Raw genomic sequence first — 23,727 nt, 5'->3', positions numbered from 1 at the left:
CTTGGACAAGCCCAGGCACCGGTAGTCTATCTTCCTAATTAACAATTAACAATTAAATAATTAACAATTATCTACTGATTATCAGGTACGATTTTAAATGATTTTTTTGCGGTATAGGTTCTTCCTAACCAATCCTTGGCAAGGACTTCCACAGTATGCTCTCCTAAGGGAAGCTGAGAAGGGATTCTTCCACTCCATATATGGGAAGAGATCAAAGCGGTGGAAGGTCTGATCCCCCATGGAAGTTCTTCTGCATGATCCCATTCATGGAGGATGTCCAACAAAAACTTATCGTATTCGGGTACTAGGTTCAAAGCTTTCCATTCGCCTTCGTCTACCCGGTATTTTACATTGTCTCGAGGGGTTCCCTGGAAAAAGTTTACGGTGATTTCCCCTCTGTATTTTTTTGCCTGCGGTACAATTTTTGGCATATGAATACTCATTTTCCAGTCGTTTTCTCCGGAAGGAGCGTATTCATAGCTGTAGGTATTGTCCGTTATATTTAGAAAGGCATAACCTTTTGGGGTGCCATCTCGCATAATGCCGGAGGGGGTTCCATAACTGTCTTTGGGACCGATATAGATCCCACCTGAAGTGGCTCCTGGATTGTAATGGTGGTGAAAGCCTGCATGGGGCCAGCCTTCTTCGGTGGTGAAAAAGTGATGGTTTTGAGAATGAGTGTGTCCGGAAAGCGAGAGGGTATATTGGTAACCTTTCAGTAAATTGAAGAGTTTTTGCCGATCTCCTTCCCTGAATTGATCCGGCCCTTTTTCAAATTCATAGATGGGGATATGAAAGGCCAATACGATAAGCTTGTCTTTGGAAACATGTTTAAGATCGTTTTTTACAAACGCAAGAATATCCTCTCTAAAGCCTCCTATATAGCTGCCATTTCCCGAGGGGTTAGGTGTGATCACATCATCCAATACGATAAAATGGGCATTGGCGTAATTCAAGGCATAATTGGCAGGGCCGAAGCTGGCTTCATAGGTTTCATCCGAGAGTTTGTCTTCTTTATGGCTGTTCATGTCGTGGTTTCCCAGCAAATTGTACCACGGAATGCCTATTTTCCCAAGGGATTGAATATAGGTATCAAATAAATTTCTAGCCCCAAGGTCGCCTAAACTAATACCAAAGGCAGCTCCTTTGCCCCCAATAAGTTCAGAAACAATAGCTTTTTCAAAGTAGCCGGCATTGGTGAGGTCATCTGCCTGAGGATCTCCAAATAAGAGTACCGAGAAATTCGGGTCTTCTTCCTGTGCAATCAATGGGAAATCTACTGATTTGGGTAGTTTCCCCGTAGGAAGTACCCTGTTTTCACCTGTTTCAGGTGATCCCTCGGGCTTGTGGATGTAAAAGAATTGGGGTTGATTGTTGGCATCTACCGGTATGGCATAGCCTGAAGGTTTGATGACTGAGACGATCATGTCCTCATTGGCGGGTAGGTTATAGCTTCCATCTGCATTGCTTAGACTAACCTCTCTGCCATTGGTAACCGCTACGCCTTTGATGCCTTTTTCATTTTTGTCCTTAATTGCATTATTATTGCGGTCTTCATATACATAACCCGTAACGGTTTCCTGGGCAAGTGCCGACGAATAACTGGAGAGTTGTATCAAAAGTAGGGCAGACAAAAAGCCTGACCGAAGTACGTGTTTTGTTGTAAACATGGAGTTGAAATGGATCTGTATAGAAGAAATTAAATTCAATTGAAAAATAGGTTGCTATAAAAGGCTTAATTATGGAATCGCATTCAGGGGTTAGGGACACTAGATGGCTGATTTCAGTAATTACAAATCTATTGTTTTTTTATTTTATCGGCATTTGAAAATTGGGAATGTGGATTAACGAAGGAGGGGGGCAATAAAAAAAAGTGTTTGCCACCTTTTCTGTGCCGTTTTATTGATGGAGGCAGGGAAGGATTAATTTATTGTTAAGCTTTATTCTCTAATGCTTAATTCAAGCGAACTCTTTCAAAACACAACGTTAAAATCAATAGCCATGGATTTTAACCCATAGGCAAGGGAAATACAAACACTGGGTTTCTGCGGTATTGTTGTATTTTCCTACAGTGATATTGACAAAATCAAAAGCATCCTATCTGCAGGTTCTTGTTTTTGAAAGCACCAGTTTTTCTCTTAGGGTATAGACAGATTTAATTTTCCTGAGATAATTGGGGTGTATATTATGGATTGGCTCCCTCGTTTTTTGACAAAAAAAAGTCCCAAGTTGAATGAATCAACTTGGGACTAGGACTGTTGGCCGACCAGGGCTCGAACCTGGACTCTTCTGGACCAAAACCAGACGTGTTGCCAGTTACACCATCGGCCAATCATAAGATTAAAAAAGACTTGCTCTTTTTTAGTGTCACAAATGTAACAGGACTTTTTTTTTAATGCAAATCCCCTTTAAAAGAATTTTCTCTCTAATGCTTTAAAGCCCTAATTGTCAGAAACAAATTTTACCTATTTGTTGAAATAAAGATTCGTTTTATTTTCAATTGGGAGTTTTTGAGGTCTTTTTATCACGAATTTTGATTTTCTCTGGAAAACGACCCTTTTAATTATCTGGGTAATTTGCCTTACAAACCTGTCATGGTCACTTTGGCATAATTGTCATTTGAATGTTATGGATTCATTATCAATTTGCCTTCGATTTAAAAACAAGCCAATTGTTATTTCTATAATTTATTACTTCATGTCGATCAAGTCATCCATATTTATTGCCTTTCTTTTCATCTTTACTACTTCCAGTATTTTTGCACAACAGCAGTTTACCGGAACCATCATTGACAGCCAAACCAAGGAACCTTTGTTCGGTGCCTATGTTTTTTTTAAAAACCAAGATGGTGAAACCTTAAAATCAACTTACACGGATTTTGACGGGAAATTTAAAGTTGACAGGCCAATATTGAAAGATTTCCTTATTGAGCTTTCATTTATTGGTTACCAAACCTTCCAAAAACAGTTAACATCTTCTGAGGGAAGTGATTTGGGCGTTTTTGAGATTGTAAGTGATGGCCAGGAGTTAGAAGCCTTTGAGTTGTCAGCTGATGCGCTTACTGGCGAGGTCAGGGGAGATACAGTGGCATTCAATGCGAATGCTTTTAAAACCAGGCCAGAGGCTGATGCCGATGAATTGGTGCGGAAAATGCCCGGTGTGGTGATCCAAAATGGCGTCATTGAGGTTCAGGGCGAGGAAGTCAAGGAAGTATTGGTAGACGGTAGGCCTTTCTTTGGTGATAATCCTGCTGCTGCTTTAAAAAATCTTCCTGCTCAAGTCGTCTTGAAGATTGAATTTTTGGACCAAGGGAGCGAAGAATCTAAGTTAACAGGCTTCGATGATGGGGAGACCATTAAAACAATTAATATCATAACGAAGCCGGACATGCGTGCGGGTAGGTTCGGTAAGTTTTATGGAGGCTACGGTACGGATAATAATTACATTGGTGGAGGAAATATGAACTTCTTCAATGGGGCCAGAAGGTTTTCTGTTTTAGGATTGAGTAATAATATCAACCAACAGAATTTTGGTGGAGATGAATTAGGGAGTTTGGAAAGTAGTAGTGGAGGATCAAATGATGGCTTAACTGTAGGAGAATTACCAGGCATTACAAATACCAATGCTTTGGGGACAAACTTCTCTGATGAATACCTTGATGCGAAATTAAAGGTTTCGGGAAATTACCTTTTTAATGACCGAGACAATGTTTTAAACAGGACTTCCTCCAGAGAATACATTTTGCCTGATGACAGTCTTCAATTGTATAATGAGGATAGGAATTACCATACAAAAACCCAAAGCCACAGGTTTAGCGCAAGAATAGACTATGAAATCAATGAGAAACATGCTTTGGTTTTGAGGCCCAGAATAGGTTTGGATTTTAGGAATTCTGTCAACCTTAGGGATGCCTATAACCTTTATGATGAGAATACCTTTATTAACAGGAATCAAAATGAGACCACTTCGACTCGAGAATCCATGAGTTTTGCCAATTCTTTGAATTATAGGTATAAATTTGATAAAAAAGGAAGGGCGTTCTCAACCTATATTTACACAAGCAAATACAATAGCGATAGCAATTCTGATTTGGTGGCTGTCACTACGAATTTTCAGGATGCCAATATTGATTCGCTTATACAATTCAAGCAAAACAAGTACAATAGCTTTTATTACAATGCTGGCTTGAATTTTTATGAGCCTTTAAGTGAGAAATCTAGGCTTCGATTTGGATACCGAGTTTCAAACAATAATTCTGATACCAATCAGGATGTAGAAATTCAGGAAGCAGAAAGCGGTTTAATTCGGATTGACAGTACTTTGACCAATAGATTCGAAAACAGTTATATTACCCATAGGGGAGGAGCTGGTTATAGTTTTAAAACGGAAAAGCTTTCCATTTTCACTAACTTAAATTATGAGGCTGCTTATATTGATAGTGACAGGTTATTCCCAGGCTTTGAAAATACCCAGAGATCATTCTCTAACTTTCTTCCTCGGGCAGTGATTAAATACCAAACAGGGGAGTTCAGCAATTTAAGAGTTGATTATAGTACCGACACAGATGCACCATCTATTGGGCAATTGCAGGATGTGATTAGCAATGCCAACCCATTGCAACTTTCAACTGGAAATCCAGAGCTAAATCAGGAATACAGTCATAGGCTTTTTACCAGGTACAGGATTATTAATCCTGAGACCAATCGCTCCTGGATGTTTTTCCTTTATGGAAACATCAGGAATGATTATATAGGTAATGAGACCTTTATTGCTACCCAGGATACACTTATCCAGAATGATGTGACCTTGGCCCAGGGAGGGCAATTTACAAAGCCTGTAAACCTTGATAATTATTACGTGTATAGGCTATATGGAAGTTATGGGTTTCCCCTTAAATTCATGAAAAGTAACTTGAGTATTAATTCCAGTTTCAGTACACGAAACCGTCCAGGAATTATTAATGGGCAATTGAATAACAATAAAAACACCTCTTACCGTCAGGGAATTAACCTAAGCAGTAATATCAGTGAAAGCATTGATTTTAACCTGTCCTCACGAGGGACCTTTAATTGGGTAAGAAGTAGTTTACAAGAAAGTTTGGAGAATAATTATTATACGCACAATACCAAAGCTGACCTGTTTTGGAACTTTACTGGGGGAGTATTTGTAGGCACCAGCGTAAACCACCAGCTCTACACTGGTCTTGGTGATGAATTTGATAGAAGTATCCTGTTAACAAATATGGATATTGGATACAGAATTCCACCTAGCAATAAAACAGAGTTAAAGCTTACCGTTTTTGATTTGTTCAATCAGAATGCAAGTATTAGTAGAAATGTAACAGATGTCTACATAGAGGATGTCAGAACTCAGGTTTTAAAACAGTTCTTTATGCTTACAGTGACTTACAACCTCAGGAGGTTTGGTGGCTATGACATGGCGCTATAGCTAGAATTAAGTAAAAAACTAAACTATTTCCCAATAGGCGACTCAATACTGGGTCGCCTATTTTTTGTTGATCAGTTCGTGAACCATGGCTAAAGCAGCAGAGGTATTAGATGCGGTAGTATAGACTAGCCAAAACAAATAATGAAAATCACGCTAATTTGTAATGGATTATTCTTCTAATTCACAGGACAATGGACTTTTGAATAATGGATCCCCGATCCTAAAGCCGGATATTGTTAAAAGTTGTGCTTTTAAGCAGGTTTAATTTGTTTGGAAGGATATTTGGGAGTGTTTTGAAATGACTAGTTTTAGTTGTTTTTTGGTTATCCTTTAGTAAATGAAATACCATTATGAAAACCCTTCTTAAAGAAATCAGAGCTTGTAGCATTTGCGAAAAGCACCTTCCTTTAGGGCCCCGGCCGGTTTTGTCTGCGCATTCCAAAAGTAAAATCCTCATCATAGGGCAGGCCCCTGGAACCAAGGTGCATGCCAGTGGTGTGCCATGGGATGATGCGAGTGGAAGGAATCTTAGGAGTTGGCTGGATGTAGATGCAGCACTTTTTTATGACCCCGAAGTTTTCGGAATAGTACCCATGGGTTTTTGCTATCCAGGAAGGGGGAAGGGTGGAGATTTGCCCCCTCGACCCGAATGTGCACCCAAATGGCATCCGGATTTAATGCGTGAAATGCCGGAAATTCAATTGGTATTGTTGATAGGACAATATGCGCAAAATTATTACTTGGGTAAAGAGAAGAAGAAAACCCTAACGGAAACGGTAAGGAATTACCAAAATTACCTTCCGAAATTTTTTCCTTTGGTGCATCCCTCACCCAGAAATCGAATCTGGCAAATGAAAAACCCCTGGTTTGAAGATGAAGTGGTACCCGCCTTGCAAAATGAGGTGCATGCGTTGTTATGATCGAAGACAGTAACCCATTTTAATATTGATCAATTAGCCAGATCTTTTTATTTTATAAACAACGAGCTATCGTATTGTCTTATGTTTGGTTTTTAAAATTTCGTTTGTCAATTTATTGAATTAGCGTTATTTTGAGGCATGAAAAACTTGAGACGAGATTTTTTAAAAAAATCAGTATTGGCAGCTGGTAGCCTTCTAACAATACCAACCATCATACCCGGATCTGCATTGGGAAAAAATGGCTTTGTGACACCCTCCGATAGGATTAATCTGGGCTTTATTGGTGCTGGAAATCAGGCTGGGAATGATGTCAAAGACTTTTTGGCAGATAAGCGGGTTCAGGTCACAGCCGTATGTGATGTCAATAAGAAAAGTTCTGGATATTGGAATGGTAAAGTTGCAGGGAGGGATTTTATCATGCAGGTAGTGGATGAGCACTATTCAGAAAAAAACAATTCCAACTATCAATCTGCTATTGGCTATACCGATTTTAGAGAATTATTAGAAAATAAAGACATTGATGCTGTTGAAGTAGTCACTCCAGACCATTGGCATTCCATACCTGTGATGATGGCTGCAGCGGCTGGAAAACACATATATTGCCAAAAACCACTGTCACTTACTGTAGACGAAGGCAGGGCCATGAGTGATGCTGTGAAAAAATACGGAGTCACCTTCCAAACAGGTAGCCAACAAAGATCCAGTCATCATTTTAGGAGGGTATGTGAGTTGGCGAGAAATGGTAGGTTGGGTGAACTTCATACAGTGACCTGCGGGCTACCTGGAGGAACGCCTGATTTTGGAAAGACGGGTCATTTGACCGAGACGATCCCTGTACCGAAGGATTTTGACTATGATATGTGGCTAGGACCTGCTCCTGAAGCTCCCTATAGTCCATGTCGAACCCATGTGAACTTTCGTTGGAATCTGGACTATTCTGGGGGAAATGTAACAGACTGGGGAGGACATCATCCCGATATTGCTCAGTGGGGCATGGGAACGGAATTGACAGGTCCAGTAAGAATTCAAAATGCCCAGGCGGTTTGGTCAGATCATCCGGTATGGAATACGGCTACCAGGTTTTATTTTGAATGTATTTATGACAATGGAGTAAAGCTAATCATCCAGAGTGACAAAGACTTTGGCGTGACCTTTCAAGGCACCGAAGGTTCTGCCTGGGCTACAAGGGGAGACCATAAAATCAATCCTGAAAGTTTGAAAGGTACAGTCATAGGGCCTAATGAGACCCAACTTTATGTAAGTGACAATCATTTTACAAATTTCATAGATTGCATTTACTCTGGCGAAGAAACCGTGGCACCAGCAGAGGTCGGCCATCGATCTATTACCCTTGCTCATTTGGGGAATATTGCCATGATGTTGGAGCAGGATCTGGTTTGGGATCCTAAAAAGGAACAGTTTAAAGATAATTTTGCAGCCAATCAATTGCTTATAAGAAAAATGCGGGAGCCTTGGGGCGCCCTATACCGAAGTTTGAAAGTTTAGTTTTTTAATGTCTACCACTATCTCTGTTTATTTCCTGATAAAAGTCAGTTTATAAGCTGAGATAGTTAATCTTTTTTGCAGCCTTATACAGGTAATTTTGTTTTCAATCTGAAGCACTTCTCAAGGTGCTTAGTACATAATCTAAAGTTAACAAAATGGCTGTAATTCATAATTTTCACATTCCTGTAATGGGTTTAGGTTTTACTGTAGACACCCCTATCAAGGTTGCTCGTTTTGGCATCTCATCTGTAGTGTCCATCATGGATGACCAATTGTTGGAAGACATGCGTAGCCATTATTCCAATGCAACGCAATTTGAACCTATAAATGAAAAAGTTGTTGATTCGAGGGCAAAACGGATCACTGCTTACCTTAATTTTTTACAAAGTACTGTTGATGGTCAAATTGAGGAATTAAAAAACCAAAACTTCGGAGAAGGGCTGGAAATAGACAAGTACTTTGATTTATTGCCCTTCGATCATGCCTTAAGCGGTCTTTATTCTAAGATGAAGGTAGCTAGTGGTCAAGAGAAACTAGACCTCCAACAAGCGTTAAGGGAGGCAATTGTCCCAGGTAATATTGATGTCAATATAATGACCAAGGTGGACAAGCTCAATTACGATAAAGACGGAAACATATTACCGAGAGAGCAATCAGATGCTTTGCTTGCTTTAAAAGGCTTTGCAGAGAGTAATGTGAGAGGTGGGGTGGTGTTTTCTGCTGGGATGAATCCTGCCCTATATGGGTATGCAGAAAAATTTGGAGATTTTTTCCCAAATGAAAAAGGACTTATAAAAAAGCCAATTATATTGAAAGTTTCAGATTATCGATCTGCCTTGATTCAAGGTAAGTTCCTTGCCAAAAAAGGATTGTGGGTGGATGAGTATCGCATAGAATCTGGATTGAATTGTGGCGGTCATGCCTTTGCTACGGATGGCTTTCTTGCTGGTCCTATACTAGATAGTTTTAAAGTAAATAAGGAGATCCTCAAAGAAGAAATATTTGCAATTTGTCAGGATGCTTTGAGTAATAAGAATCAACCCTTATTGCCAAACAATATCAAACCTAAAATCACTTATCAGGGTGGTATAGGTAACGCGGATGAAAACCGCATGTTGCTGGAAAAATACGAGTTGGATGGTACAGGTTGGGGCAGTCCTTTCCTTTTGGTTCCTGAGGCTACGAGTGTAGATGAGTTAACTTTTGAAAAATTACTTCAGGCTAAAAAATCTGATTTCTACCTAAGCAGAGCTTCTCCTTTGGGAGTGCCATTTAATAATTTGAGAACAAGTAGCGCTGAAGCCCAACGGCAGGAACGGATAGCCAAAGGAAAGCCCGGAAGTCCTTGCTATAAAAAGCTCCTTTCCACAAATATTGAGTTTACCGATAAGCCAATATGTACGGCATCACGCCAATACCAAAACTTAAAAGTCAAACAATGGGAGGCTGGTGAAATTTCTGAAGCTGTTTTGACAGAAGTATTAGAGAAAGATTGCCTTTGTGAGGGATTAGGTGCTCCGGCATTGCTTAGTGCTGGGGAAACACCCCGTAGGAATCTCAAGGCGGTAACCATTTGTCCAGGCCCAAATTTGGCTTATTTCAAAGGCTCATTTAGCTTAAAAGAAATGGTAGACCATATTTATGGAAAGGTGAACCTGACTTTAGATCCGGAACGTCCGCATGTATTTGTGAAAGAATTGCAACTTTACTTGCAGCATCTCAGAACAGATATAGAAAATGCCTTGCCTGAAAATGGAAAGAAAATGGAGGTGTACATCAATAAATTCAAGAAGAATTTATCTGAAGGAATTGCCTATTATCAGGATTTTAAATTTTCCTGGTCCAAGGAAAATGAGTTGATTTTAGAAAGAGTCAAAGCCCAATTGGCTGAAATGAAATTACAGTATCAGATGGCATAAATTTTTTTAAGCTATTCTCAATTTTTTACGCTTAAGTCCCTTTTCTAGGTTTTAAACGATCAGAAAAGGGCTTTTTTTGTTTCATTTACTAACAATAATCTCAGAACGGGTGGGCTATGGGAATTAGCGGTTGATTGATTTAGGTTAGTTTCAGACCGAATTAGAATGCCTGTTACTATTTCCGGAATGAAGGGTGATTGCATATTTGGAACTTGTAAATCAATAGTTTAGCCCTAATGATTCAATATTTTTTCCAAATATTTTACTTAACTTAAGTCACCCTCTTAATAATAACCTAAAATTCCCACTGCAGATGGTTGATGACTTATCAAAAGAGCCATGGAAAAAATCACCTGGCGACGGTCTTGTCGATAGGTTGATAGCTGAAGTTGAAACCAATATCACGAATGATCAATTCGGTGTTGATAGTCTTGCCCATGCAGTAGGTATGAGCCGGTCAAGTCTTCATCGAAAACTGCACAAATTAAGAGGTGTTTCAACCAGTCAGTTTATAAGAGAATACCGATTGGGTAGGGCAATGGGATTGTTGAAAGAAGAGGACCTTTCTGTTTCAGAGGTTGCTTACCGTGTTGGCTTCAGTAGCGCCACTTATTTTAATACTTGTTTTCACAAGTTATATGGATTTCCTCCCGGTGAAGTTAAATCTGGAAATGAAATGGCTGGACTAAAAAAGGGTGAATCGAAAAACCCTTCCTCATTGGGATCTTCCCCGAGTTCCGGAAATACATTTGGGGAAAAAGTATTGGTTAAAAAAAACTTATTGGGGATGGGTTTTTTTATACTTGTGGTCTTATCCATGCTTTATTTTTATTTAAGCTTTTCAAATAAAAATAGGAATGCTATAGCTAATGAAAATACAATAAATTTAAAATCAATTGCAGTATTGCCCTTAAAAAATTGGACTGGTAATGATGATTTGGAATATGTAAGTTACGGCATGACCGATGCTGTTGTTTCTGGTCTTTCAAAAATTAGCGCATTTGATAAAGTAACTCCTTTTTCATCCACTCTTAAATACCAGACAACTGAAAAATCCACTGGTGAAATTAGTGAGGAATTAGAGGTGACGAATCTATTAATAGGGAGTGTACAGATTTCTGGCGATCAAATAAAATTAACCTGCAGTTATTGGATTCTGGCTTAGATAAGCTTTTGTGGTCTGAAGAATTTACAAGAGTTTGGAACATTGATGAAATATTTAAAATACAATCCGAGGTTGTAGAAAGAGTGGCTTCCAAAATGAATGTTTTTATCTCAGATAGTGAGTTGGAGGATATTCAAAAAATACCCACCAATAATAAACAGGCCTATTCCTATTATTTACAAGGAGAATTTCAAAGACATAAGGCCAATAAATTAACCTATTCTAATGCCATTCCACTTTATGAAAAAGCCATCGGTCTTGATTCCAGTTTTGTTGAGGCCTACGTTGGCTTGGCCAATATCTGGAGTTTTGGCGGCTTGGTTTGGGGTATTTATGAACAGCAATTTGCATGGCACAATGCGAAAAATTTATTGCTGAAAGCGCATGAAATTGATCCTTTGCATGAAGGAGTGGAGGAGGAATTGTATACAGGTTATTTTTATTATGGTTGGGATTTTAAATTGGTGGAAGAGTACTATCAGCGAAAACTGGAAAAATTATTTTTTGATCAGACGCCAGCAATAATGGTGGACTATCCTATAAAAACCGGCAGGTATGAGGAGGCTATTTTGGCTGCAGACAAGCACATCTCTATTGATCCCACTGTGGGTATTTATTTTTGTTTAAAGCAGAAGCTTTAATGTTGTTAAACGAAACAGCAGCGGCCAAAGATTTAGTTGCAAATGTTGATTCATTTTACAGTGACAACTGGTTCTTTTTAAGAGAATCTACAAAATTATATTACTACCTGGAGGATTATGAAAGTTCCCGAAAGCAACTGGGTAAAATATTGACGCAATACCCTGATTACCCTCCAATTTTAATTTGGTTTAATGCAATATATGCCCAGATGGATGGAAAAGACGCCGAATCCAGGAAGTTTTTGAGTGAGCTGCATAAACGTTATAACGATGAATCTTCTGGAAGTCCTGCTTGGTTTATCGCATTACACTACTGCGTTTTGGAAGATTATGATCGGGCTTTGGAATGGCTGGAAAAATCATTTGACAGGCATGAGGTGGAAATGACTTGGTTACGAGAGGAGCCGCTTCTATCTCCAATAAGAGACAATCCTCGTTACATAGAACTGTACGATAAAGTTGGATTTTCAGGTATTGGCTTGCCGATAAAAGCCGTATCCGATTATTATTCCAAAAAGTAGTTTTTTTCAGCTAAGTTTAAATGTTCTGCACCATAATTTAAAGCCTGATTGTTAATTTAACAATATTGCAACATGCCTGTTTGGTTGGTTTTTATGATTTTTTCATCTTTGATTACATGAATTTTAAGGTTTATTAAAATAGTTATATCTATGACAGTTTAATAAAGCTAAACAACAAATCCGAACCATTTAACCAAATCCCCATGAAAATTAACAAGAAGGATATCCCAACCACTATGCAAACGCCAGACACCATTTTACGTGCGCAGGCTGATTTGGGGGGCATGACTGTATGTTTTAACGAATTCCCTATGGGAACAGATTTTACGCCCCTGTTACATGGCTTAACCAATGACAGTTGCCATTGCCCACACTGGGGTTATGTGTTGGAAGGAGAAATGCTGGTTAAATACGATGATGGAACGGAAGAAATACTAGAAGGTGGTGACGTATTTTACATGCCATCCGGACATACGATTATTGTACAAAAGGACATTAAATTGATCGACTTTAATCCAACCAAAGAGTTTAATGAGGTGATTGAACACGTTGGTAAAAAAATGGTGGAATTTGAGGGGTAATGAAAGGATTGTATGGAAAATTGAAACTCACGTAGATAGTCTGGCTGAATAATGTATTGGCTACTTTTGGCTGATTTTTTATTTATTGTATCAGTAATAAGAATGGTTATCCTCTATAATAAGGTAGTTTAAATAGTTTGGGTGCTCTATATTTATTTAAAATGGATCTTTACGAAGTACAAAAAGCCAATCCAGAAATCTTTCAACAATTTTCAATGAAAGATACGCTGTTTTTATATTACAGTTGTCCACAACGGGATAGGATTATGCAACTATATGCCAAACATTCCCAGTTCACTTTCACACTAAGCGGAGAGCGATTATTTAGTCATGGCAATCAGACTTTGGTTTCTGATTCCAGAAAGGGGATGTTAATAAAGCGAACCGCCTTTTTACAGGAATTGCCACCAGATTATGAAGGTTGGGATGTTTTGGTTTTCTATTTAAAAGACGACTACCTGCGGTCCATTTTTGACGAGTTTAGGCCACATTTAAAATTGAATGATTTACCTGAGGCTGATCCTTCTATGATGTGCACTTTTGCAATAAATGCTCAAACGAGAAACTGTTACAACAGCATCATTCCTTACTTTGGAAGAGATAAAAAAATGCCAGATAGTATTTTGGAGGGTAAATTCAAAGAATTGCTTTTTAATATATTTTCGCATCCAAAAAACAAACAAATTCTTTCTTATATAATGCAAATTATAGATGGCTACCCAACACCTATCTGGGAAGTAATGGAAGCAAACTATATGTATGACCTTAAACTAATAGACTTTGCAAATATTTCAAATAGAAGCTTGTCTACTTTTAAGCGTGACTTTAAGCAGTATTATAAAATGTCCCCAGGAAAATGGATAACTGAAAGACGATTGAAAAAAGCCAAATCTCTTTTGGAAACAACCTCCAAAAGTATAAGTGAAATAGTGTTCGAATCGGGCTTTAACAATGCTTCGCATTTCAGCAGGGTATTTAAAGAGAAATTTCAAATTTCTCCTTCACTCGCTCAAAAGGTGTGAACCAATTAGAAAAGAATCTGGACTGTTGAGAAAAGTCCTAATAAGAAGTAAATCATAGCTTTAGCTTATAAAATAAACCCTCTAAATTATAAGACCATGAACTATGAAAACCTAAGTGAATCATCGGGTATTCAGGTAATAACACCTGAAAGTAAAGGGTATGACGATGCCCGGGCTGTTTACAATGCAATGATCGATAAGCGTCCTGCTGCCATTGCCAGCTGCCAGTCGGAGGCAGATGTAATTAATGCTGTAAACTTTGCCAGAGAAAATGATATCGAAATCTCTATTCGCAGTGGTGGGCACAATGGTGCTGGTTTAGCAATGGTGGACGATGGGCTGGTTATCGATTTATCGAAAATGAAAGGAATAGAAATTGATGCTACCGCGAAAACTGCGCAAATCCAATCTGGATGCTTACTAAAGGAGGTAGATGCGGCAACACACGAGCATGGCTTGGCCTTGCCTAGCGGAATTATTGGTAGTACTGGAATTGGTGGGTTGACCCTAGGTGGTGGAATGGGGTATTTGAGTCGGAAAGGTGGACTGACCATAGACAATTTATTGGAATGCAAGGTAGTATTGGCTACTGGTGAAATGGTCACTGCAAATAAAGATTGCAATCCTGATTTATTTTGGGCCTTACGTGGAGGTGGAGGGAACTTCGGTGTGGTTACCTCCTTTAAATTTAATTTACTGGAAGTCAAAAACGTATATGCTGGCCCCATGTTTTGGCCCATAGAAAAAGCCAAAGAAGCAATTCAATTTTATGATGGGCTAACCAAGAATGCGTCAAATGATCTTTATGGATTTTTTGCTTTTTTAATGGTGCCTCCTGCAGCACCTTTTCCAGAACATTTGTGGAATCATAAAGTATGTGGTGTGGTATGGAATTATACCGGGCCAATAGAAGAAGCTGAAAAGGTGTTTGCTCCTATACGTGAGTTTGGTCCTCCAATTTTAGATTTTGTAGGAGAGATATCAATGCCTGCGCTTAACAGCATGTTTGATGCACTTTATCCCCCAGGATTGCAGTGGTATTGGAGAGGCCATTATTTCAAAGAGCTAACGGATGAAGCGATTGATGTAAATATCGAATTTGGGAAGGAAATCCCAAATTTTCATACGACATCTCATCTGTATCCTATAGATGGTGCTGTGCATGATGTTCCAAATAAAGATACTGCCTGGGCAAATAGAGACGCCCGTTGGTCCCAAGTTTTTGTAGGGGTATCACCAGAACCGGAGAATGCACAGCAAATAACCAACTGGTGTAAAAGTTTCTATGAAGCCCTAACTCCTTATGCCATGGGTGGTGCATATGTGAATTTCATGATGGAAGAGGGAGAGGCAAAAGTAAAAGCCTCCTATAAAGACAATTATGATAGATTGGTGTCTATAAAATCCAAGTATGATCCTCATAATTTTTTTCATATCAATCAGAATATTAGACCGAAATAACCATTCATTAATCAAGATTTGAGGACTTGGGAAATGTACCCTCATGAAGAGGATTTTGTCAGTATTGTTTTTACCGGAGCTACATATCACTGACTACATAATTCACAGTCAACATCAACATAGAAAGTTAATGCTAAGCTATGAAGAATTAAATGGAAATGTTTCACTGGTTCGATTGTCACTTTCTAAGCTGGAATCATAATTATTATGCGCTGTACCTAGTCAACCTTTAAAATAGAAATTGTGAGACAGTATTCTATAAATTATTTGTTTGTATTGGCAATGTTTGCTTGTCTAAATTCTTACGCACAGGAAACGAGTGTTAGGGGCCATGTTTACGGAGCCAATGGGGAAGCGGCCCCTTTTGCACATGTTCTCTTATTACAAAATGAGGACTCGGTAATGGTCAAAGGAGTGCCCACCGATTCAATAGGGCTTTTCGTGATGAAGAATATTCCTGTCGGCAATTACCTACTCAATGTTTCACAACTAGGATACGAACCTTATTTCAGGTCTTTATCCATTTCAGGTACCAATGAACTTACTTTAGAGAGAATCGAATTGACCATAATGAGCCAGCAATTAGAAACCGTTCAAGTAGTGGGACGAAAAGAACTCTTTCAATTGAAAAGCGATAGACTGATAATAAATGTTTCCTCCTTACCGACTTTTAGCGGTAATAATGCCTTGCAACTGCTTCAAAAAGCACCTGGAGTTATTGTTCAAGAAAATGCGAATAGCATTAGTTTAAACAACAAGGGTGAAGTATTGATAATGATAAATAACAGAATATCGCGGGTACCCAAAGCCAATTTGATTCAGCAGTTAAAGGGCATGCGGGCAGAAAATATCGATCGGATAGAGCTTATCCATCAACCAGGAGCGAAATATGATGCTGATAATGCTGCAGGAATCATTCATATAGTGATGAAAGAGAACAATGCTTATGGATTAAATGGTAGCGCAAGCTTTACTGCTGGTATGGGACAAAGAGAAAAGTTCAATGGCAGTGTCGATTTGAATTACCGCAATAATGGCTTGAATATTTATGGCAATGCTTCTGGATTTAATAACAGATCGCCCAAAGCAGAGATTAACCATTTCAGAGAATACGATTATCAAGGGGATCAGTTTTATTATGAGAACAGTTTTAAGTTTGTCAATCCAATAAACAATTCATTGGGATTTAACCTGGGAGTCGATTTTGAAATCGACAAAAACAGCACTATTGGAGGGCTTTTCGGGTATTCAAAAAACACGGATTTGGGCAAGGATTTTACCAGCCGGTCTAAAGGTTCTGTTAATGCGGTACCGAATACCAATTCACAATATCTACTTAATATTGACAACCCAAATCGAAATACAATTATAAACCTGAACTACTTTCGAAAAATTGGTACCAATGGCTCCTTAAATATTGATGTAGATAGGGTAACACTTGATGTGCAAAATTCGTCTGAACTCACTTACCTTGACATAGAAGAAACCAAAGAAAAACAGCAACTGATCGAGCGTCAAGATTTGAAATTAATACCGTAAAAGCTGATTTTGAATGGGGAACCAAAGAGGGAGGTAAAGTGGAAATGGGTGTTAAAGGTACCTTCAACAACTCAAATACAATATCTCGGATTCAGAATAGGATAGCAGGAATTTGGGAAAAGGACGAAGCTTTTTCAGCAAATGATAACATTAGCGAAGAGATCCTGGCAGCGTTTGCCTCACATTCTAAAAAATGGGATGCTAAATGGGAAACTAATTTAGGTCTTCGGCTGGAGCATTATAATTATGCATTAGATGATGGCCGTGGCGAAAATGACTTTAACCTTACCTACGATAATCTCTTTCCAGTACTTCGGACAAGCTACGTTATTGATTCAACCAAGTCGCTGAATCTAGCTTTTAACCGACGGATTATGCGTCCATCATTTTTTTATTTGGCAGGATTCTCCGTATTAATAGACCCTACTTTGTTAGTGAGCTCCAACACACGCATCAGGCCTTCGTTTACCAATTCTTATAGGCTGGCTTACAACCACGGATCCTTTTTGATAGCAGTGGAAATCTATAGAACGGTTGGGAATATTGCATTTTATAACACCGTAGACAAGGAAAGAAACCTGCAGACCAGTACGCCAATTAATTTTGATCGCATGGATGGATATTTGATAAATATGAGTTTCCCTATAAAAATAGGTAAAATTTGGGACATGAACTGGAACTTGGATGGAGCTTATAAAAAAGTAATAGATGCATCTAACCGACCACTGCCCTTTAAAAAAGGTGTCTTTACCATTACTGCTCAGCTTGCCAATGTTTTTGACCTGGGGAATTCATGGACAGCTAATTTAGATGGTAGGTACATGAGTCCATATATTGATGGTGACCAGGTAAAATACCTTCATCCTTATATAAATTTAGGAGTTAGCAAAAAATTCAAGAATGAGCGTTTGCTTACCTTTAGTGTGCAAGACATCACTGCAACCAGTGGTATTCGCGAGTGGGAATACAATCAACCCGAGTTGGGTATTAGAACATTTGGGGACAATGATTTCTCCGAAAGGGTTTTTCAATTGACTTTTTCCATACCTTTTGGCAATCAAAAAGTGAAGGTGAAAAGAAACCGAGAAACAGGATCTCAGGAAGAACGAAACCGGATGTGACCATTGACGTTAACGGTGATAGAATTACAAGCAAATGGAAAGGAACAAACCCATTGAAAGGGACGCAAAAGCAAGCACAAAAATATTTGATGAGCGAAGCCTAAAGACTGACTATCGAACACTCGAGCCTATTCTTAAAAAAGGGATGACAGTTTTGGATGTTGGCTGTGGAACAGGGGCAATTACTAAGGACATTGCGAAGATTGTCGGTAATGCTGGAAAAGTTATAGGAATAGACAATACAGAAAAGTTTATCGAAAGCGGTAAAGAAAGCTATAAGGATATAGAAAATTTAAATCTTATTCATATTGATTTGTTTGATTTTGAAACCGAGGAGAAATTTGACTTGATTACTTCGGCCAGAACCTTGCAGTGGTTGAATAATCCGAAAGAGGCATTGGTAAAAATGAAATCATTGTTAAAGCCTAACGGTATGATTTCAATTCTAGATTACAACCACAATAATTTAGAATGGAAGCCGGAACCTCCGGAAAGTATGAAAGCATTTTATGTGATTTTCTTGAGATGGAGAAAAGACGCAGGAATGAATAATCGAATTGCGGATGATTTACCAGACCTCATGAAAGAAATAGGAATGGTGGATATTGAGAAAATTAATTCGGATGAACATTATGATAAAAGCAGGCCTGATTTTAAAGCTAAAGTTGGAATTTGGGCTAAGGTAGCTGGTTTAAAACAGATGGTTGATGAAGGATATTTAGATGAGAAATTAAGGCTCAAAGCCATTGAAGAATACAATGATTGGGTTGAAATACAAGCCATTTCAATGACAATGAAACTGAAAGAAGTTAGAGGGAAAATACCAGCCTCTAAAATAAAATAGGGGTGGCCCTGAAGCTCAAGACTTATCGGGCAAAGAAGATGTAAAAAGAAATAACCTAGCATCAATATATAGGAGACATAGTTGGGGGCAAATGAAACGGGTTGCCAACGGATAATTAAAATTATATACAAGTGAAGAATAACAAAGCCTTTATATTCGATATGGATGGCGTTTTAGTGGACTCAGAAGGGTATTGGAAGCAGGCAGAATTTGAAGTGTTCACCTCCTTGGGTGTTAAGGTGACAGAGGATCAGGCTAACTTGACCAAATCCATGACCACTTTTGAAGTTACGCAGTTTTGGCATGAAAAATCTCTATGGGAAAATGTTGATTTAGAGGTAGTCGAACAGTTGGTTGTGTCAAGAGTTATTGCGTTAATAGAGACAGAAGACTGCCTGATTAAAGGTGTGAAATCCTTTATTGAAAAGCTAAAAGCGAAAGAGTATAAAATCGGATTGGCAACTAATTCTCCAAAAAAGAATAATCCCTGTTGTGTTAAATAAATTAGATGCTTTGCATTTATTTGATGCTACTTTATCAGCGGAATCAGAATTAAAAGGAAAGCCTGACCCTGCTATTTATTTCAGTGCTGCTGAAAAGTTAGGTGCTGACCCAGCAGAATGCATTGTAATTGAAGATTCTTTTTCAGGAATGTTGGCCGCAAAAAATGCAGGGATGAAGGTCATTGCTTTTACAAATGGAGGTAAAGTCAGAAATTTTGAAATTTCAGACCATCAAATAGACAGCTTTGAAAGTGATGAGATACCATAATGGGAACTTTAATTAATGAGCCAAAATTTACGGCTTGGATTTTTTGAGTCATCCAATTCCCAGTAAATCTCAAAATTTTCGAATTAATCCCTGCTTTAATAATTCCTTTTTCTCAAGATTGAGCTCTTGGCTGAATAGGGTACTGACGGCTGTTTTGAGTTCAATTGCCAATTCCTGATGGTATACTGATAACTTAAGAGAGGTGTTGTCTTTTGATCTTGGACGGAAATTTGCGGAGATTAAATACACATTGAATTTTTAATGCAATTCTAATTTCTGTCCGGTAGGATGCTATATCTAAAAATAGCAAATGGGTTGCGTGTGATTTTATGGCAATAACCGAATTATTAAACCCTTATGTGAGGAAAGCGTAAGGCAGTATATCAAGTGCCCAAATAACATTTATGATCAGAAAGACACTTTAATGAACGTAAAATGACAAAAAGAATATTAATCGTAATCTTATTTTTAAGTAGCTACCAGTACACTTCAGCACAGGATGACAATTTGCAATGGTTAGATATTGAGCTTTCAAATTACCAATATCCCTATGCTGTTTCCTATTTGCCATTGGACATCCAAGAACAAGATTTGAAGATGGCTTATATGGATGTAAAGCCAGATCATTATAATGGGAAAAATATTGTTTTATTCCATGGTAAAAATTTCAATGGCGCTTATTGGGAAAGGACCATCGAAGCATTGACAAAAGAAGGGTATCGGGTGATTGTTCCTGATCAGGTAGGTTTTGGCAAATCATCAAAGCCAGCCCATTTTCATTATACTTTCCAACAGCTTTCACTAAATACCAAAGCATTACTTGATTCCTTGAATATCAAGGAAACGGCTATTTTAGGACACTCTATGGGAGGGATGTTGGCCTCTCGATTCGCATTAATGTACCCTGAGACAACTGAAAAGCTAATTTTAGAAAATCCCATAGGACTTGAAGATTGGAAACTAAAGGTTCCCTATAAACCTGTTGAGTGGTGGTACCAAAATGAATTGAAAAAGAATTATGAAGGCATTAAAAAGTATCAACTTGAAAGTTATTATGATAATAAGTGGAAACCAGAATACGACCAATGGGTAAATCTCTTGGCAGGGTGGACACTTAATTCCTCTTATGAAACCATTGCATGGAACTCGGCACTTACTTATGATATGATTTTTACTCAGCCTGTAGTTTATGAGTTTGAAAATATCTCATCACCCACCTTATTTATTATTGGGACTAGAGACAGAACTGCACTTGGTAAACCTTTGGTAACTGAAGAAGTTAGGGAAACCATGGGCTTATACAGTGAATTGGGTAAAATAACCCAAGAAAAGATTCCCAATGCGCAGCTAGTAGAACTTCCAGGGATTGGGCATTTACCTCATATTGAAGATTTTAATGGGTTTATTAATCCATTAATCACCTTTCTAAAAGAATAGTTTTTAAAACAGAATTTTGCGATCCTAAAATGAAATGATTACATCCAGCAATAATAGGTTTATTGCTGGATTTGCTTTTAAATATTGTAGCCAATAATTATTGAGTTATTTTCCCATCAAAGGAACTTAAAAGTTAATCAAAGCGGTTTATTTGATGTCTATCCTGAATTAATTTGCTTGACACCCAATTTAATTAATTCAGGAAATTGTTGTCCAAATTAGCCATTTGGATTTTTTCAGTTGCTAGATTTTCTTGATTTGAGAAATGGGTTAGGGAATTTGTGACCTTGAAATCCAAGTTGTTTTAGGGGAGGGATTTAGTAGGCACTAGACAAAATATTTCATTGAAATTTATTTTGAAAGGATAAGGTGCTAGGTTCAATTGTAACTTAAGTAAGTATGTTTGTTTTATAAACGTATCTGAAGTTTAGGGTATAAAACCCAGGTTTGGGTTTTCAGTTGTTGGGTTCCTAATTAAGTGATTATCCTATGGTTAACCTTATTCTGTAAAGTGGATTGGATCTGGCTGTAATGGATATTGTGGTACAGTTCTAATTAAAGATAAAAATGTCTTTTTAATTACTTGTATACTCTTTATCTTTGAATAGTTTTTAAATATTGGGCGATTATTCGCCTATAAAAAGTAAGCCTGTTATGGGAAAACCGCTAAAGAGACACCCGGCATTTGTGCCAGTTTCTAGAGATCATCATTTTGGCTTGTTGTTAGTATGGAAGGTACGGCAGGGGCAAGAGAAAGGAATTCAACCTGAAAGATTACACAATTATGTGAAATATTTCTTCTTAACGCATCTGGAACCTCATTTCTTTCTAGAGGAAAAAGTGATATTCTCGTATATGGCAAAAAATGATTTGCTTAGAAAAGAAGTAGAAGGGCAACACAAGGAGATTAGAAAGTTATTCAAAAAACTTGATGTTCTCAAAGAAGATGAATTGTCAGCGCAATTGACGGAACTTTGTGTGCTCGTAGAGGCACATATTCGTTTTGAGGAAAGGAAGCTTTTCCAATATTTGCAAGTAGAATTACAAAGCAAAGAACTAGAGGAAATGGAGGAGAAAGTAGCGGCAATCCACAAACCCACAACAGAAGAGTGGGAGGATAAATTTTGGGTTAAATAAATTAAAGAATATGTTTTCTAAAGCATGTGAATATGGAATTAGGGCAGTTATTTACATTTGGTCCCAGAATACAAAAGGAGTGAAATTAGGAGTCAAAGACATCTGCAAAGAGATAGATGCTCCCGAGTTTTTTACTGCCAAAATTCTACAATCTCTAGCGAAACAAGATTTAGTGAGTTCTACAAAAGGACCCAATGGGGGTTTCTATATAAGTGATGACCAAGAAAACATGAGGTTGTTGGACCTTGTAAAGGCCATTGATGGCGACAAGCTTTTCAAAGGATGTGGTCTAGGTTTAAAGCAGTGCTCAGAATCCCATCCTTGTCCTATTCACAATGACTACAAAGCAATTAGAGAAAATTTAGCTAAATTGCTTTCAGAGAAAACGATAAAAGGACTTGCAAAGGAAGTTGTTTCTGGAAAAGCTACTTTGTCAACTATTCTGGAATAATCTTTAACTGAATTGTAAGGTGGGGAACGAAAAAGAAGATTTAGATTCAATAGATAAAATCAAGAAGTTGGTGGATCTTTTTTACGGAAAAGTAAGGGAAGACACACTGATTGGGCCAATTTTTGAACAGAAAATAAAAGGTAATTGGGAGAAACACCTTGGAAAGATGTACCTGTTTTGGCAGACGGTTTTACTTAAGGAGCATACTTATTATGGAAGTCCCTTTCCGCCGCACGCAAAATTACCGATAGATAAGCAGCATTTTGAGCGTTGGTTGTTTTTATTTCAGGAAACACTCAGGGAGAATTTTTTTGGTGAAAAGGCAACTGAAGCCCTCTGGAGAGCAGCAAAGATGGCTGAAATGTTTCAGATAAAAATTGCGTATTACCAAGGAAGAAATATGAGCCCTCTAAGTTGAAATACAAAAACCGTTGCTTATAAAGACGCCTTTTTATTAACCTAAATTGGCGATTTATTTGTTGATAAGACCACATCAAAAACAGCCAAATAGTGCTATTTTTGAATCAGTCCTAGTGATAGATTGCACAGGTTAATCAATGTTCTCAGCCTTTAAAAAATTTGGAATGCCTGGATGAAGTCGGGAAATACTTTTGAACAGCATTGGAATTAAATTTTACTAATCTCAAGAATTTGGTCAACAATCTCATCATTTTCTAATCCCAGCCCTTCTTTTTGGAATTGCAATACTCCTTCTTTGTCAAAGACACTAATGATATTAGAGTGAGAAAAATCCATAGGGTTTATCTTTTTGTATTTTACAGATAGGATGTTGGCAAAATCTCTTACGCTGTCTTCGGTACCTTGAAGAAATAGCCATTGATCAGCACTCATTTCGTTTTCAGCTGCAAATTTCTTTAGTCTTTCAGGAGTATCAACCAAGGGGTCAATACTTACCAATACATAGCGAGGTTGCGTCGCTGCTTTAGTCCCAACTTTTTCTTCAATAAAACGCATATCAGCAACCAATCTCGGGCAAGCAGTTTGGCATGAAGTATAGATCATTACAACCACTAGTGGCTGCCCTTTAAGGTCTATGAAAGATATTTGATTACCATCTTGTGTATTCCAGTTGCTGGGTAAATTGTAAATGGACATTTCATTCAATTCCTGGACTTCTTCTGGCGTTATTTTGGTTGAAGGTGTTTGTTCTTTGCAGCCTTGAATGAATACTACAAGTGCCAATATTATTGTGATTGATATCTTCATGAGCGTGTCAATTATG

At 38.0% G+C, this 23,727-nt stretch carries 21 protein-coding genes and 1 tRNA gene; 19 read left to right on the top strand and 3 right to left on the bottom strand.

All coding sequences use genetic code 11. The features are described 5' to 3' along the window. Positions 1-71: 71 nt before the first annotated feature. Positions 72-1,670 carry a calcineurin-like phosphoesterase C-terminal domain-containing protein gene (locus ADICYQ_RS18705; RefSeq protein ID WP_020892079.1) on the bottom strand — a complete coding sequence of 533 codons (1,599 nt, stop codon included), beginning with the start codon at positions 1,668-1,670 and terminating at the stop codon, positions 72-74. Positions 1,671-2,258: 588 nt separating this feature from the next. After that, positions 2,259-2,331 (bottom strand) — tRNA-Gln (locus ADICYQ_RS18700). A 366-nt stretch (positions 2,332-2,697) separates the two neighbouring features. Here ADICYQ_RS18700 and ADICYQ_RS18695 point away from each other — a divergent pair. The 19 genes from ADICYQ_RS18695 (at position 2,698) to ADICYQ_RS18610 (ending at position 22,902) form a co-directional block, all read left to right on the top strand. Beyond that, positions 2,698-5,448 (top strand): TonB-dependent receptor, encoded by a 2,751-nt coding sequence (locus ADICYQ_RS18695; RefSeq protein WP_040417094.1) that lies wholly within the window; start codon positions 2,698-2,700, stop codon positions 5,446-5,448. A 350-nt stretch (positions 5,449-5,798) separates the two neighbouring features. Next, positions 5,799-6,368 carry a uracil-DNA glycosylase family protein gene (locus ADICYQ_RS18690; protein ID WP_020892077.1) on the top strand — a complete coding sequence of 190 codons (570 nt, stop codon included), beginning with the start codon at positions 5,799-5,801 and terminating at the stop codon, positions 6,366-6,368. A gap of 147 nt (positions 6,369-6,515) precedes the next feature. Then, complete coding sequence (locus ADICYQ_RS18685; RefSeq protein WP_438830484.1) at positions 6,516-7,874, top strand: Gfo/Idh/MocA family protein; 1,359 nt, start codon at positions 6,516-6,518, stop codon at positions 7,872-7,874. Between the two features lie 155 nt (positions 7,875-8,029). Then, the gene (locus ADICYQ_RS18680) at positions 8,030-9,793 is read left to right on the top strand and encodes a hypothetical protein (protein WP_040417093.1); all 1,764 of its coding nucleotides are present in this window, start codon (positions 8,030-8,032) and stop codon (positions 9,791-9,793) included. Between the two features lie 313 nt (positions 9,794-10,106). Then, complete coding sequence (locus ADICYQ_RS18675) at positions 10,107-10,958, top strand: helix-turn-helix domain-containing protein (protein WP_020892074.1); 852 nt, start codon at positions 10,107-10,109, stop codon at positions 10,956-10,958. Next, positions 10,943-11,599 (top strand): serine/threonine protein kinase, encoded by a 657-nt coding sequence (locus ADICYQ_RS18670; protein WP_020892073.1) that lies wholly within the window; start codon positions 10,943-10,945, stop codon positions 11,597-11,599. Before ADICYQ_RS18675 ends, ADICYQ_RS18670 begins: the two co-directional genes overlap by 16 nt. Further along, the gene (locus ADICYQ_RS18665) at positions 11,599-12,120 is read left to right on the top strand and encodes a tetratricopeptide repeat protein (RefSeq protein ID WP_020892072.1); all 522 of its coding nucleotides are present in this window, start codon (positions 11,599-11,601) and stop codon (positions 12,118-12,120) included. Before ADICYQ_RS18670 ends, ADICYQ_RS18665 begins: the two co-directional genes overlap by 1 nt. Before the next feature lie 203 nt (positions 12,121-12,323). After that, on the top strand, positions 12,324-12,701 hold the full coding sequence (locus ADICYQ_RS18660) for a cupin domain-containing protein (protein ID WP_040417092.1): 378 nt from the start codon (positions 12,324-12,326) through the stop codon (positions 12,699-12,701). A gap of 161 nt (positions 12,702-12,862) precedes the next feature. Next, entirely contained in the window at positions 12,863-13,723 is an 861-nt protein-coding gene (locus ADICYQ_RS18655) for a helix-turn-helix domain-containing protein (protein WP_051160281.1), read from the top strand. 96 nt (positions 13,724-13,819) lie between these two features. Further along, on the top strand, positions 13,820-15,184 hold the full coding sequence (locus tag ADICYQ_RS18650) for an FAD-binding oxidoreductase (protein WP_020892069.1): 1,365 nt from the start codon (positions 13,820-13,822) through the stop codon (positions 15,182-15,184). A gap of 243 nt (positions 15,185-15,427) precedes the next feature. Further along, positions 15,428-16,723 carry a TonB-dependent receptor gene (locus tag ADICYQ_RS18645; protein WP_152520502.1) on the top strand — a complete coding sequence of 432 codons (1,296 nt, stop codon included), beginning with the start codon at positions 15,428-15,430 and terminating at the stop codon, positions 16,721-16,723. After that, positions 16,711-17,844, top strand: a complete 1,134-nt coding sequence (locus ADICYQ_RS18640; RefSeq protein WP_081652395.1) for an outer membrane beta-barrel family protein — start codon at positions 16,711-16,713, stop codon at positions 17,842-17,844. Before ADICYQ_RS18645 ends, ADICYQ_RS18640 begins: the two co-directional genes overlap by 13 nt. Positions 17,845-17,878: 34 nt before the next feature. Further along, positions 17,879-18,688 (top strand): class I SAM-dependent methyltransferase, encoded by an 810-nt coding sequence (locus ADICYQ_RS18635; protein ID WP_020892066.1) that lies wholly within the window; start codon positions 17,879-17,881, stop codon positions 18,686-18,688. Between the two features lie 131 nt (positions 18,689-18,819). After that, entirely contained in the window at positions 18,820-19,191 is a 372-nt protein-coding gene (locus tag ADICYQ_RS29385; RefSeq protein ID WP_200861910.1) for an HAD family hydrolase, read from the top strand. Continuing rightward, positions 19,181-19,459, top strand: coding sequence for an HAD family hydrolase (locus ADICYQ_RS29380; protein ID WP_200861909.1), 279 nt, complete (start codon positions 19,181-19,183; stop codon positions 19,457-19,459). The genes ADICYQ_RS29385 and ADICYQ_RS29380 overlap by 11 nt, the downstream gene beginning before the upstream one ends. Positions 19,460-19,894: 435 nt before the next feature. Next, the gene (locus tag ADICYQ_RS18625) at positions 19,895-20,896 is read left to right on the top strand and encodes an alpha/beta fold hydrolase (RefSeq protein ID WP_020892062.1); all 1,002 of its coding nucleotides are present in this window, start codon (positions 19,895-19,897) and stop codon (positions 20,894-20,896) included. Positions 20,897-21,550: 654 nt separating this feature from the next. After that, positions 21,551-22,033 (top strand): hemerythrin domain-containing protein, encoded by a 483-nt coding sequence (locus ADICYQ_RS18620; RefSeq protein WP_040417099.1) that lies wholly within the window; start codon positions 21,551-21,553, stop codon positions 22,031-22,033. Positions 22,034-22,043: 10 nt separating this feature from the next. Next, the gene (locus tag ADICYQ_RS18615) at positions 22,044-22,484 is read left to right on the top strand and encodes an RrF2 family transcriptional regulator (RefSeq protein ID WP_020892060.1); all 441 of its coding nucleotides are present in this window, start codon (positions 22,044-22,046) and stop codon (positions 22,482-22,484) included. Between the two features lie 19 nt (positions 22,485-22,503). After that, complete coding sequence (locus ADICYQ_RS18610) at positions 22,504-22,902, top strand: group III truncated hemoglobin (protein WP_020892059.1); 399 nt, start codon at positions 22,504-22,506, stop codon at positions 22,900-22,902. 209 nt (positions 22,903-23,111) lie between these two features. Here ADICYQ_RS18610 and ADICYQ_RS18605 read toward each other — a convergent pair whose 3' ends face one another. Beyond that, positions 23,112-23,711 carry an SCO family protein gene (locus tag ADICYQ_RS18605; protein WP_020892058.1) on the bottom strand — a complete coding sequence of 200 codons (600 nt, stop codon included), beginning with the start codon at positions 23,709-23,711 and terminating at the stop codon, positions 23,112-23,114. Positions 23,712-23,727: the final 16 nt, after the last annotated feature.

Source organism: Cyclobacterium qasimii M12-11B (genome assembly GCF_000427295.1).
Lineage (GTDB): Bacteria > Bacteroidota > Bacteroidia > Cytophagales > Cyclobacteriaceae > Cyclobacterium > Cyclobacterium qasimii.
The sequence above is the reverse complement of the archived record's forward strand: the minus strand, read 5'-3'. Positions and strand labels throughout refer to the sequence as shown.

Excerpts from the sequence above, each read along its gene's own strand:
- ADICYQ_RS18625 (WP_020892062.1), top strand. The coding sequence starts at position 19,895 with ATGACAAAAAGAATATTAATCGTAATCTTATTTTTAAGTAGCTACCAG.
- ADICYQ_RS18605 (WP_020892058.1), bottom strand. The coding sequence starts at position 23,711 with ATGAAGATATCAATCACAATAATATTGGCACTTGTAGTATTCATTCAA.
- ADICYQ_RS18695 (WP_040417094.1), top strand. The coding sequence starts at position 2,698 with ATGTCGATCAAGTCATCCATATTTATTGCCTTTCTTTTCATCTTTACT.
- ADICYQ_RS18615 (WP_020892060.1), top strand. The coding sequence starts at position 22,044 with ATGTTTTCTAAAGCATGTGAATATGGAATTAGGGCAGTTATTTACATT.
- ADICYQ_RS18675 (WP_020892074.1), top strand. The coding sequence starts at position 10,107 with ATGGTTGATGACTTATCAAAAGAGCCATGGAAAAAATCACCTGGCGAC.
- ADICYQ_RS18635 (WP_020892066.1), top strand. The coding sequence starts at position 17,879 with ATGGAAAGGAACAAACCCATTGAAAGGGACGCAAAAGCAAGCACAAAA.
- ADICYQ_RS18650 (WP_020892069.1), top strand. The coding sequence starts at position 13,820 with ATGAACTATGAAAACCTAAGTGAATCATCGGGTATTCAGGTAATAACA.
- ADICYQ_RS18665 (WP_020892072.1), top strand. The coding sequence starts at position 11,599 with ATGTTGTTAAACGAAACAGCAGCGGCCAAAGATTTAGTTGCAAATGTT.
- ADICYQ_RS18690 (WP_020892077.1), top strand. The coding sequence starts at position 5,799 with ATGAAAACCCTTCTTAAAGAAATCAGAGCTTGTAGCATTTGCGAAAAG.
- ADICYQ_RS18705 (WP_020892079.1), bottom strand. The coding sequence starts at position 1,670 with ATGTTTACAACAAAACACGTACTTCGGTCAGGCTTTTTGTCTGCCCTA.
- ADICYQ_RS18655 (WP_051160281.1), top strand. The coding sequence starts at position 12,863 with ATGGATCTTTACGAAGTACAAAAAGCCAATCCAGAAATCTTTCAACAA.
- ADICYQ_RS18660 (WP_040417092.1), top strand. The coding sequence starts at position 12,324 with ATGAAAATTAACAAGAAGGATATCCCAACCACTATGCAAACGCCAGAC.
- ADICYQ_RS18620 (WP_040417099.1), top strand. The coding sequence starts at position 21,551 with ATGGGAAAACCGCTAAAGAGACACCCGGCATTTGTGCCAGTTTCTAGA.
- ADICYQ_RS18680 (WP_040417093.1), top strand. The coding sequence starts at position 8,030 with ATGGCTGTAATTCATAATTTTCACATTCCTGTAATGGGTTTAGGTTTT.